Below are 11,325 nucleotides of genomic sequence, written 5' to 3'. Positions count from 1 at the left end.
ATTTTGTTATGAGGAGTCACCGATGAAAACCGTTGAACTGCAAGTCCAAGGCATGAGCTGTGGCTCATGTGTCAAACACGTCACCGAAGCGCTGCGCCCACTTGAAGGCGTCAGTGACATAGCAGTGGATCTACAAGCCGGACGGGTGAAGGTCAGTGGCGATTCGGACAGCCCTGCGCTGCTTACAGCCCTGCAGGACGCTGGCTATCCAGCACAGCTGGTGACAATGGAAAGCGTAGCGAGTAAGAAAGCCTCTGGTTGTGGCGGGAACGGTGGCGGTTGCTGCTGTCGGTAAGCGATATTTTTAAACGGCAATTGACGACTACGTCAGGGCTAACCTGACACGGCCTATCACAACAAGACAAATCTATCGATGCTGCCCAATCGCAGCGCAGCCAAACTGCCATTGCTAACCTGACGGAAATGTAATCACGCGCCGCCTGATGATATGACATCTTGCTCGCAAAATGGCGGCTGGCACCGACTCTCTGAAGCGAGCCATGGCCCTACTGTGGCAGCGGTTTCGTATCTGCCTGCACTCCGACTTACTGGATACCCCTCCATGCATTCCAGAACATCAAGACGCACTTTCGTGAAAGCCTTGGCTGCAGGCGGGGTACTCGCAGGCTTTGGGCTGTGGCGCAGCCCGGTGTGGGCAATTACCAGTGAGGGGCAGCGGAATGTGCTCGCTGGCACTAATTTCGATCTGACTATCGGTGAGATGGGGGTGAACTTCACTGGCACGCCCCGCACCGCCATGACCATCAACGGTAGCCTCCCTGGCCCGATATTGCGCTGGCGTGAAGGCGATACGGTGACGTTGCGGGTCAGGAACCGGCTCAAGGAAGACACCTCGATCCATTGGCACGGCATCATTCTGCCGGTGAACATGGACGGTGTACCGGGCCTGAGTTTTCACGGCATCGAACCGGGCGGCCTGTACGTTTATTCGTTCAAGGTCAAACAGAACGGCACCTACTGGTATCACAGTCATTCCGGGTTCCAGGAGCAGGTCGGCGTCTACGGCCCCTTGGTCATCGATGCAAAGGATCCCGAACCCTTCAGCTATGACCGCGACTATGTGGTGATGCTGTCCGACTGGACGGATGAAGACCCAGTTCGGGTCATGAAGAAACTCAAGAAACAATCTAGTTACTACAACCTGCACAAGCGCACCGTCGGCGACTTCATTGATGACGTTGGTAAGAACGGTTGGTCTGCCACCGTCGCGGATCGGAAAATGTGGGCTGAAATGAAAATGAACCCCACCGATCTTGCTGACGTTAGCGGCGCCACCTACACCTACTTGCTTAACGGGCAGGCTCCCGATAGCAACTGGACAGGTATTTTTAGGCCCGGAGAACGGCTACGCCTGAGGTTCATCAACGGCTCGGCGATGAGCTACTTTGACGTGCGTATTCCTGGGCTGAAAATGACTGTCGTCGCCGCAGACGGGCAGTACGTGAAACCGGTGAGCGTTGATGAGTTCCGCATCGCCGTGGCCGAAACCTTTGATGTGATCGTCGAACCCACCGAAAACGCATACACCTTGTTCGCCCAGTCGATGGATCGTACCGGTTTCGCAAGAGGTACTCTGGCTGTACATGAAGGGCTCTCAGCTCCTGTGCCTCCCCTGGATCCACGTCCGTTGATCACGATGAGCGACATGGGCATGGGTGATATGGCCGGCATGGATCATGGCGATATGAAGGGTATGACCCAGGACTCGATGCAAGGCATGGAGGGTATGGATCACAGCCAAATGTCGGCCGGCGACGACAAAGGCATGCAGGGTATGACGGGCATGGACGGTGGATCGATGCAGAGCATGGATCACAGTCAGACGCCAGGCTCGGCAGACACGTCAGGTCACTCGATGTCGGGCATGAGCAGCATGGACTCGATGGAGCCTCACCCGGCCTCGGAAGCGAATAACCCGTTGGTCGACATGCAGGCGATGAGCCCCACACCGAAACTCAACGATCCTGGCATGGGACTGAGAAACAACGGTCGCCGGGTACTGACCTACTCAGACCTGAAGAGCACCTTCCAGGATCCCGATGGTCGGGAACCCAGCCGCACCATCACGCTGCACCTGACCGGACACATGGAAAAGTTCTCGTGGTCTTTTGACGGCGTCAAATTCGCTGATGCCGAGCCACTTCATCTCAAATATGGAGAGCGCATCCGAGTGGTTCTAGTCAATGACACCATGATGATGCATCCCATTCATCTGCATGGCATGTGGAGTGACCTGGAGGATGAAAACGGTGATTTCATGGTTCGCAAGCACACCATAGACATGCCGCCTGGCACCAAACGCAGCTACCGCGTGACTGCCGACGCCCTGGGGCGATGGGCGTACCACTGCCACCTGATGTACCACATGGAAATGGGCATGTTCCGCGAAGTCCGTGTGCAAGAGTAGGAGCCAGACATGAACTTCGAAAGAACCGCTAAACCGCTACTCGCCGGCTTGGCCATCCTAGGGATGGGCGTCATGCCGTTTGCGTATGGGCAGACCGAGCCAATGCAAGGTATGGACGGCAAGCAGATGCAGGAGATGGATCATTCCCAAATGCAGGGCATGGACGACAGTCAGATGCAGGGGATGAAACCCGCCGCGCCCCAGCAAAGCCGTACACCCATTCCGGCGCTCACCGATGCCGATCGCGCGGCGGTGTTTGAAAGCCATGCCGGCCACCAGATGCACGACAGCTCGATCAACTCATTTTTCCTGATCGATCAACTCGAATGGCAAGACGCTGACAAGGGCAGTGCATTACGTTGGGAAGCCAATGGCTGGATTGGCGGTGACACGGATCGTCTCTGGCTGCGCACCGAAGGCGAGCGAACCAATGGCGTGACCGAAAGCGCTGAGCTTCAGGCACTCTGGGGACACGCCGTCAGTCCCTGGTGGGACGTGGTCAGTGGTGTGCGACAGGACTTCAAACCTGGCGCACCGCAGACCTGGGCGGCGCTGGGGCTGCAAGGCATGGCGCTCTACGACTTCGAAACTCAAGCCACCGCTTACCTGGGCGAGGCCGGCCAGACCGCGCTGCGGCTCAAGGGTGACTACGACATTTTGCTGACCAACCGTTTGATTCTGCAACCCACTGCTGAAATCAACTTCTATGGCAGAAATGACCCACAACGGGCCACAGGCTCAGGGCTGTCGGACACCGAGGTCGGCCTGAGACTGCGCTATGAAGTACGCCGCGAGTTCGCACCTTACATCGGCGTGACCTGGAACCGCTCCTACGGCAAAACGGCGGATTACCGCCTTGAAGAAGGCGAAGACCAGAGCGATACGCGCTTTGTCGTCGGTGTGCGAATGTGGTTCTAAACCTGACCGAAAGATACACCCCCACATCCATTCAAACAGTAACACCCCACTCACGGTCCAGGCCGTCAGGAGCCTTGCATGTCATCTTTTAAAGCCGTTGGTGTTGTCGCGGCACTCAGCATCGGTTTGTTTTTGAGCGCTGCCGCTCAGGCGCATCCAAAACTACTGTCCTCTACCCCGGTCGATGGCGCCACCGTGGCCGCACCGGCAAAAATCGAACTGAATTTCTCGGAAAAGCTCACTACCCAGTTTTCCGGCGCGAAATTGATCATGACCGAAATGCCAGGCATGTCTGCCCACTCCCCCATGGGTGTCAAAGCGAGTGTCGCGGGCAGCGACGATCCGAAAATGATGGTCATCACCCCGGCGGCGGCGCTCACACCTGGCACATACAAGGTCGAGTGGAGAGCGGTTTCTTCCGATACCCACCCAATCACAGGCACCGTGACCTTTAAAGTCAAGTGACCCCATGGACGACTCAATCTACATTAGCCTTCGCTTCGCACTCTACATCGACTTGATGCTGCTCTTCGGGCTGGCACTGTTTGGCCTGTACAGTCTCAAAGGAAAGGAACGCGCAGACGGCGCCGTGTTGAATTTTGGGTCGTTACTGGTGGGAACTGCCCTTATCGGCGTACTGCTATCGATGGCGGCCATGCTACACATGGCCAAGACGATGAGCGGTATGTCCAGCGTCATGGAACTGCATCACCACATCCTACAGATGATGCTGATGGACACTGACGTCGGGTTGACCTGGATGGTTCGAATAGCCTCGTTGACGGTAGCGGTCATCGCCGCGACCCTCAATCGACGGGCCCCGGCATTTAGCCTCTGGCTGGCCACATTGTGCGGGGCCATCGCCCTGGCGACGCTGGCCTGGACAGGACATGGCGCCATGGATGAAGGCAGTCGACGCTACCTGCACTTCACCAGCGATATTGTCCATCTTCTGAGTGCAGGCAGCTGGTTGGGCGCTCTTGCCGCATTCGCGCTGTTATTGCGCTCAACCAACCTCACAGGCGATCTGCAGATACGGTTGCTGGCTCGAACGCTGACTGGGTTCGAATCAACGGGGACGCTTATCGTCGCAACCCTGGCTATCACCGGGATCGTCAACTATCTGATGGTTGTCGGGCCAGCATTCGAGACGTTGACATCCAGCACGTACGGGGCCCTGCTGTCTTTGAAGGTCTTCTTGTTTGCGGGGATGCTGGTATTTGCGGCGGTGAACCGCTTTCACCTGAGCCCGCTGCTTGAGCGATCTATTCAGGCAGATACTCACACCGTCGCGATCAACGCTTTACGGCGCAGCATGATTCTAGAGTTCTCGGTCGCGGTGATCATTATGGGCCTGGTTGCCTGGCTCGGCACACTCAGCCCAGAGATGGAGATGTCAGCTGAGTAACCCGTGAAGTGAATGCAGGCAGTCCTTTGCAATTTTCTAAGTTGAGCCGGTGCGCCCGCGCTGAGTCGGCCGTAGAAATTACATCAGCTTGTATTGGGGCATCCGTTTTGGCCGCAAACTGCTGCAATACAAATCGTGGAACCTGCCAACATGAAACTCTTGGTAGCTGAAGATGAACTAAAGACCGGAATTTACCTGCAGAAAGGCCTCACTGAAGCCGGCTTCAGTGTTGACCGTGTCATAACCGGGATCGACGCTCTTCAACACGTTCTGGACAGATCCTACGATCTACTCATCCTGGATGTGATGATGCCTGGTCTCAATGGTTGGGATGTCCTGAGAAAGATCCGAGCCGCTGGCGTAAATATGCCAGTGTTGTTCCTCTCAGCTCGGGATGGCGTAGAAGATCGAGTTAAAGGGTTGGATCTGGGTGCTGATGACTACATGGTCAAACCCTTTGCGTTCTCCGAGCTGCTTGCTAGAGTCCGGGTCTTGTTGCGTAGAGCAATCCCTCCTTCCAGTCAGACCCATCTAAAAATCGGAGATCTTGAGCTTGAAGTACTCAAGCATCAGGCGTTTCGAGGAGGGAAACGGATTGACCTAACGGCGAAAGAGTTTTCGTTATTGGAATTTATGCTCCAGCACCGTGGTGAAGTTCTCCCGAAATCACTCATTGCATCACAGGTTTGGAATATCCAGCTTGAGAGTGGTACCAATGTCATCGAGGTTGCCGTGCGTAGACTGCGAGCGAAAATTGATGACCGTTTTGAATCCAAATTGATTCACACCTCACGCGGCATGGGTTACGTGATCGACATATCGTAGATCAAATGACTCATTTGTCGCTGAGGGCCTGTCAGAGGAGTGTGAGCCAACTCCGTTTTCTTCGACAGGTTTGAGCGGTAGCCTTAGGCCCAGAGTGTGTAAAAACGCCTCCGCGAACCCTTGCTATGATTTCTGAGGATTTCATCGCAGGGATCGCCCATGAAGCGCTTTATCCAAGGTGAACATCGAGGCCAAGGCAGCTTGCTTCCCGAGAGCCTCGACGACTACGTCAGCGATACCAATCCGGTGCGCGTAGTCGACGTCTTTGTCGACGAACTCGACCTGGTCAAGCTGGGTTTTGAAGGCGTCATTCCTGCCGATACTGGGCGGCCTGCTTACCACCCCGCGACCCTGTTGAAGATCTACATCTACGGCTATCTCAACCGCATTCAATCAAGCCGGCGCCTGGAGCGAGAAGCCCAGCGCAACATCGAGTTGATGTGGCTGACTGGTCGCTTGATGCCGGACTTCAAAACCATCGCCAATTTCCGCAAAGACAACGGCAAGGCCATCCGCGGTGTGTGCCGCCAATTTGTGGTGCTGTGCCAACAACTGGGGTTGTTTTCCGAAGCGCTCGTTGCCGTCGACGGTAGCAAGTTCAAGGCGGTGAACAATCGAGGCCGGAACTTCACCAGCGCCAAACTTCGACGGCGAATGGAGGACATTGAGTCCAGTATCAATCGCTATCTGACAGCACTTGATACCGCAGACCGTCAGGAACCTTCCGTATCTCAGGCCAAAGCCGAACGCCTCCATGACAAGATCTCGGCCTTGAAAGCCAAGATGCAGGAGCTCAAGCAAATCGAGGTGCAGCTAAACGAAACGCCGGATAAACAGATCTCCCTAACCAATCCTGATGCTCGCTCGATGAAAACGCGCGGAACAGGAATGGTCGGCTACTACGTCCAGACTGCAGTTGATGCGAAGCACCACCTGATCGTGGCGCACGAGGTGACGAATGATGGCGTTGATCGAGACCAACTGAGTTCGATGGCAAAGCACGCACGAGAGGCCATGGGTGTCGAAGAACTGTCAGTAGTCGCAGACAGAGGGTGTTTCAAAGGGGAAGAAATACTGGCGTGCCATGAAGCGGGAATTACCGTTTTCGTGCCCAAGATACTGACGTCGGGAGCGACAGCGGCTGGTCGATTCGGCAAAGATGATTTCATCTATGACACCTCAACGAATGAATACCGATGCCCAGCCGGGCAAAGCTTGATCTGGCGTTACTCAACCGTCGAGAAGGGGTTAAAACTACATCGCTACTGGAGTTGGAACTGCCGGAATTGTGCCTTGAAGGAACGTTGCACGCCCAGCTCTGAGCGGCGAGTTAGCCGTTGGGAACATGAGTCGGTTGTCGAGGCGATGCAAAGTCGTCTTGATCAAGCACCAGAAATGATGCGGATCCGCCGCCAAACAGTGGAGCATCCCTTCGGCACACTGAAGTCCTGGATGGGGGCCACGCATTTCCTCACCAGAACCCTTACCCGGGTGAGCACGGAGATGAGCCTGCATGTGCTCGCCTACAACTTCAAACGCGTGCTGCGGCTGTTGGGCAGTGATGGCTTGATGGCGGCAATGAAGGCCTGAAGCCTTTTGAGCGGTGCGATAACCGCATCTAGCAGGTACCCGCTGGCACAAGTCCCGATCAATACAGCAACATTGATTTGGCTTGGATGAGGCCCTTGGAGACCTCCAGCGCAGCGAAAAACCACCGATTACCCAATCCTCTGCATCCAAAGTGTTTTTACACTGTAGGCGCCAACGCCGAATTGACCTACGTGCCGACGCAAGACTGACCCAACTCCAATCGGCAGAAATCCAGCACAGGAAATGGTTCGCGAGGAATCAGACTGGGTCAGTGGCATCTCGGTAACTAGATCAATTCGGCATCGGCGCCAACACCGATATGCTATCGAGCATTCTTGCGCCAATTTTCGGCTCCTTTACCCAAAGCGCTTTTGCGCAGAATGTCGGGCTGGTCGCCGTCACGGGCGTCAAGAGCCGTTACGTGGTAGCCACTGGCGGGTTGTTTCTGGTAATTCTCGGGCTGCTGCCAGTGATGGGCCGGGTGATTGCCGCCGTACCGACATCAGTGATGGGTGGCGCCGGGATCGTCCTGTTTGGCACCGTAGCTGCCAGCGGTATCCGCACACTGTCCAAGGTCGACTACCGCAACAACATGAACCTGATCATTGTCGCCGCCTCCATCGGGTTCGGCATGATTCCCATCGCGGCACCGAGCTTCTACGACCACTTCCCGAGCTGGTTCGCCACGATTTTCCACTCGGGTATCAGTTCTTCGGCAATCATGGCGATTGCTCTGAACCTGACGTTCAACCACTTCACCATCGGCAACTCGGATCAACAGTCGGTATTCGTCGCCGGTACCGAGCGCAGTCTGCGCTTTCAAGATGTCGCGGCGCTGCGTGATGGCGATTATTTTAGTGACGGCAAGCTCTTCGACGCCGAAGGCAAGGAGATTGCTCTGGTGACCGAGGCAGTGGAGCCTCCCTCTTATCACCTAACCAATTCAACGGTGACGAACACGATAGAAAGCCGTGCCAGCACCAAGTCAACCTGAAAACTGACGCACACAACGCTGCGTACGCCCTGCACTTACGGTCTCGGCCCTGTAAATGCGCGCCGCCAAGAGCAACACAAGAGATAAGCGTCCGACCAAAACGCCTTCCTGATCCCAACGCTTAGAGCGATGGTGCCCACAAGTGTGGACACCATTTTAATCCCATGAAGCGGTCGCAGTAGGAATGGCAGTCATGGCCCGCACAGGGCTTGAGATCATTGATCTCAAGCTCTGCTCACTCCAAGTAGCCTGCGCTCCGGCGCTGGGACTGTCGTTTTTGCCGCGTGCCATCTGTGCATTTCTCAACATGCATGAACATGCGCAAATAACCTTGGTAGTTCAATCTTCCAGAGAAGTGGTGGACGCGATTGTCGGCGAGCGATGCGATGTCGGGTTCATTGCGCAACCCAACGCTTATCCCAGCCCCAGTGGTGAGAAAATTATTCAGTCATCTCTACGATGCGCCCTGCCCTTCGATCACCCACTACGCGACAAGGCAGTGATCGTCCCACAGGAACTTGAGGGGGAGTGCTTCATTTCCTATCCGCACGCTCTCGCGTCGCGTCAACACATCGACTCCATCTTTGCAGCGTATGGGGTGGAGCGCAGGATGAACCTGGAAACCCAGCACTCGATGCCGATGTGCGGGTTCGTCGAACAGGTCCATGAACTCGCGCAGAAAGGTATGGCGCAGGAGTCTGAGCAGTTCCTGGCATTCACCCTGGGCTATATCACCCATCTCGGCACCGATACGATCGGTCATGCGTTTGTGAACGAGCAGTGCGGGGGCCCCTTTCGCAACCACCCGCAGCGCCACCACCTCATCGAGAACCACATCGACGCGTGGAATTACTCCCAGACCGCGCCGGGCGGAAAGATCGCCCAAGATCCCTGGGGCCATACGACCGACTACCCCGAACTATCTATGTCGGCGCTGTGGTACGCGGTGCAGATCACGCCCGACGATCCGGACGGCAAGATCCAGGGCGCCCAGCGCCCAACCGGGATTCCAGAAGAACCGGACGCCCGAGACAAGGCACTAGATGTCGACGGCAACATGCCTGAGTGGATGGCCGAGGCAATCGTCAATGCCTTGATCGACACTTTCGGCGCCGGGCCGCACCCGCAGATATTCCCGGGTAGCAATTTCCAGTCGAGCATCGACTCCGGCCTACTGACCGCCCTAATCGAGAACGTGATAGGGAAAGGCTCGGATGAACCATTCTCCTAGCTGCTTAATGGCATCGCACCTAAGCCGTCCATGACCGTTCCCACCGGCTTCCCTTTGCCTTGGCAGATCCAAACGATCTACAAGATCATGATTACGTATTACAAATTTTCGTTCAGTGGATCTTGGGAAATGTCGAAAACGAAGAAGCCCGACTTCATCATCTTTCCCCCAGCGTCGGACTTCCAGAACCTGCTCCAACCGCCTGACCTCAGCGGCATCAATGGGTCCAGGCCGTGTGAAAACGCACTGAATACGTCGAAAGTTGAGAGCTATGGGCGTTGCCTGCGAAACCAGCAGACTGAAGCGCGAGTTGCCCTCGTCAGCTACATAGGCGTTCGTAAATGCTGTTTGGGCCGCGTCAGCGGCCCAAACAGCCACTCACGGACGATCAAACGGCTGGATTCACGCCCTGATCGTTTCAAGCAGTCCTGAGATGCCGAAGATGCTCATCATCCGTTTGAGGTTGTAGGCGAGCACGTGAAGGCTCATTTCAGTGCTTACCCTTGGTAGGGTTTTGGTCAGGAAGTGGGTACTTCCCATCCAGTATTTGAGCGTTCCAAAAGGATGTTCAACGGTCTGTCGGCGACGCCTCATCATCGCTGGATCATTTTCGAGCCGTACCTGCATCGCATCGATTACGGCTTCATGTTCCCAGCGCTTTACCCGGCGCTCCTTACCCGTCGTACATTGCTTGTGCATTGCGCAGGACTGGCAGCCCGAGAACCAATAACAGTGCAGTAGCATGCCGTCTTCCACCGAAGAATGCCGCCGGGTCAGTAACTGTCCCGCAGGGCATCGATACTCGTCCGATGCAGCAAGGTAGATGAAGTCCTGCTTACCAAATCGACTCTCGGCTTTGCTGCCTGATGTCAGGGGTTTCGGCACGAAAGTAGTGATGCCGGCTTGCTCGCAAGCAAGGATTTCCAGACCTTTGTAATAGCCTCGGTCGGCCACGACTGTTAGCGACTCAGCCTCGATTTCTTCACGCGCCTGGCTCGCCATATTGCTCAGTTGCCCACGATCATTACCAACGTTGGTCACCTCATGGGCAACGATCAGATGGTGTTTGTCGTCGACCGCTGTTTGTACGTTGTAGCCGACCGTTCCGGTGCCTCGGCCGCTCGTGGCCATTGAACGTGCATCAGGATCTGAGAGGGAAATTTGCTGGTCTGGACTTTCGTGAAGCTGCGCCTCGATTTCCTTGAGTTTCTGCATCTGCTTTTTCAGTGTTTCGATCTTTTCTTTAAGCCGCTCTGCTTTGGCCTCGGCCACTTCGGGCGTTGCCCGATCCGCCGAATCCATCGCCGCCAGATATCGTTCAATGCTCTGCTCGATCTGCTGCATGCGTGCCTTCACTTTTCCTTGGGTGAAGTTACGGTCGCGGTTGTTGACGGCTTTGAATTTGCTGCCGTCGATGGTGATGATCGATTGGGAGAAGAGATTGAGGTTGCGACAAAGAACTACGAACTGGCGGCATACGCTGCGAATGGCTTTGCCGTTGTCTTTGCGAAAGTCGGCAATGGTTTTGAAGTCCGGAGCCAAACGCCCCGTTAGCCACATCAACTCGACGTTGCGCTCGGCCTCACGCTCAAGCCGGCGGCTGGACTGAATCCGATTGAGGTAGCCGTAGATATAGATCTTCAGCAACACCGCTGGGTGGTAGGCCGGACGACCCGTTGCGGCAGGATCGACGCCCTCAAAACCCAGTGCACCCAGGTCGAGTTAGTCGACGAAAACATCGACCACGCGCACTGGATTTTCTTCGGCTACGTAATCGTCCAGACACTCTGGCAGCAGCGTCACTTGCGTCCGAGCCTCACCTTCGATGAATCGCTTCATGATCGCCCCCGATACGATCTAGACGATCAGAAGGTTAGACAATCACTGGCGTTTTCACACAGCCTGGGTCCAATCCAGTCGACGACGTGTGC

The 11,325-nt window shown here is 55.7% G+C and carries 9 protein-coding genes and 2 pseudogenes; 10 read left to right on the top strand and 1 reads right to left on the bottom strand.

Annotated features, from left to right (window positions below; genetic code table 11):
* Window positions 1-22: 22 nt before the first annotated feature.
* The 10 genes and pseudogenes from EQV97_RS26090 to EQV97_RS26045 all read left to right on the top strand — a co-directional run bounded on the left by EQV97_RS26090 (window position 23) and on the right by EQV97_RS26045 (window position 9,826).
* Window positions 23-295 carry a heavy metal-associated domain-containing protein gene (locus tag EQV97_RS26090; RefSeq protein WP_204149593.1) on the top strand — a complete coding sequence of 91 codons (273 nt, stop codon included), beginning with the start codon at window positions 23-25 and terminating at the stop codon, window positions 293-295.
* Window positions 296-562: 267 nt separating this feature from the next.
* Window positions 563-2,428 carry a copper resistance system multicopper oxidase gene (locus tag EQV97_RS26085; RefSeq protein ID WP_240890332.1) on the top strand — a complete coding sequence of 622 codons (1,866 nt, stop codon included), beginning with the start codon at window positions 563-565 and terminating at the stop codon, window positions 2,426-2,428.
* A gap of 63 nt (window positions 2,429-2,491) precedes the next feature.
* Complete coding sequence (locus EQV97_RS26080; protein WP_240890368.1) at window positions 2,492-3,346, top strand: copper resistance protein B; 855 nt, start codon at window positions 2,492-2,494, stop codon at window positions 3,344-3,346.
* Between the two features lie 78 nt (window positions 3,347-3,424).
* Window positions 3,425-3,811 (top strand): copper homeostasis periplasmic binding protein CopC, encoded by a 387-nt coding sequence (copC, locus tag EQV97_RS26075; RefSeq protein ID WP_240890331.1) that lies wholly within the window; start codon window positions 3,425-3,427, stop codon window positions 3,809-3,811.
* 4 nt (window positions 3,812-3,815) lie between these two features.
* The gene (copD, locus tag EQV97_RS26070; protein ID WP_240890330.1) at window positions 3,816-4,754 is read left to right on the top strand and encodes a copper homeostasis membrane protein CopD; all 939 of its coding nucleotides are present in this window, start codon (window positions 3,816-3,818) and stop codon (window positions 4,752-4,754) included.
* A 150-nt stretch (window positions 4,755-4,904) separates the two neighbouring features.
* Window positions 4,905-5,579: a heavy metal response regulator transcription factor gene (locus EQV97_RS26065; RefSeq protein ID WP_240890329.1), complete on the top strand. Its 675-nt coding sequence runs from the start codon at window positions 4,905-4,907 to the stop codon at window positions 5,577-5,579.
* Window positions 5,580-5,738: 159 nt separating this feature from the next.
* Window positions 5,739-7,169: an IS1182 family transposase gene (locus tag EQV97_RS26060; RefSeq protein WP_240890328.1), complete on the top strand. Its 1,431-nt coding sequence runs from the start codon at window positions 5,739-5,741 to the stop codon at window positions 7,167-7,169.
* Between the two features lie 316 nt (window positions 7,170-7,485).
* Window positions 7,486-8,163: pseudogene (locus EQV97_RS26055) on the top strand (solute carrier family 23 protein); the annotation flags it as partial.
* Between the two features lie 193 nt (window positions 8,164-8,356).
* Entirely contained in the window at window positions 8,357-9,394 is a 1,038-nt protein-coding gene (locus tag EQV97_RS26050) for a LysR substrate-binding domain-containing protein (protein ID WP_240890327.1), read from the top strand.
* A gap of 30 nt (window positions 9,395-9,424) precedes the next feature.
* Entirely contained in the window at window positions 9,425-9,826 is a 402-nt protein-coding gene (locus tag EQV97_RS26045; RefSeq protein ID WP_240890326.1) for a hypothetical protein, read from the top strand.
* Here the strand turns inward: EQV97_RS26045 and EQV97_RS26040 are convergent.
* Window positions 9,797-11,233 (bottom strand): annotated as a pseudogene (locus EQV97_RS26040) (IS1182 family transposase). The gene EQV97_RS26045 and the pseudogene EQV97_RS26040 overlap by 30 nt on opposite strands.
* Between the last annotated feature and the right edge of the window lie 92 nt (window positions 11,234-11,325).

Source organism: Pseudomonas sp. TMW22090, assembly GCF_022496665.1.
In the GTDB taxonomy this organism is placed as follows: Bacteria; Pseudomonadota; Gammaproteobacteria; order Pseudomonadales; family Pseudomonadaceae; genus Aquipseudomonas; species Aquipseudomonas gregormendelii.
Note: the sequence above shows the minus strand (reverse complement) of the source record. Positions and strands in the feature narration are given on the sequence as shown.

Bases quoted from the DNA above. Each gene is read 5' to 3' on its own strand.
- EQV97_RS26090 (WP_204149593.1), top strand. From the start codon at position 23: ATGAAAACCGTTGAACTGCAAGTCCAAGGCATGAGCTGTGGCTCATGT.
- EQV97_RS26045 (WP_240890326.1), top strand. From the start codon at position 9,425: ATGACCGTTCCCACCGGCTTCCCTTTGCCTTGGCAGATCCAAACGATC.
- copD (WP_240890330.1), top strand. From the start codon at position 3,816: ATGGACGACTCAATCTACATTAGCCTTCGCTTCGCACTCTACATCGAC.
- EQV97_RS26060 (WP_240890328.1), top strand. From the start codon at position 5,739: ATGAAGCGCTTTATCCAAGGTGAACATCGAGGCCAAGGCAGCTTGCTT.
- copC (WP_240890331.1), top strand. From the start codon at position 3,425: ATGTCATCTTTTAAAGCCGTTGGTGTTGTCGCGGCACTCAGCATCGGT.
- EQV97_RS26085 (WP_240890332.1), top strand. From the start codon at position 563: ATGCATTCCAGAACATCAAGACGCACTTTCGTGAAAGCCTTGGCTGCA.
- EQV97_RS26065 (WP_240890329.1), top strand. From the start codon at position 4,905: ATGAAACTCTTGGTAGCTGAAGATGAACTAAAGACCGGAATTTACCTG.
- EQV97_RS26080 (WP_240890368.1), top strand. From the start codon at position 2,492: ATGGGCGTCATGCCGTTTGCGTATGGGCAGACCGAGCCAATGCAAGGT.
- EQV97_RS26050 (WP_240890327.1), top strand. From the start codon at position 8,357: ATGGCCCGCACAGGGCTTGAGATCATTGATCTCAAGCTCTGCTCACTC.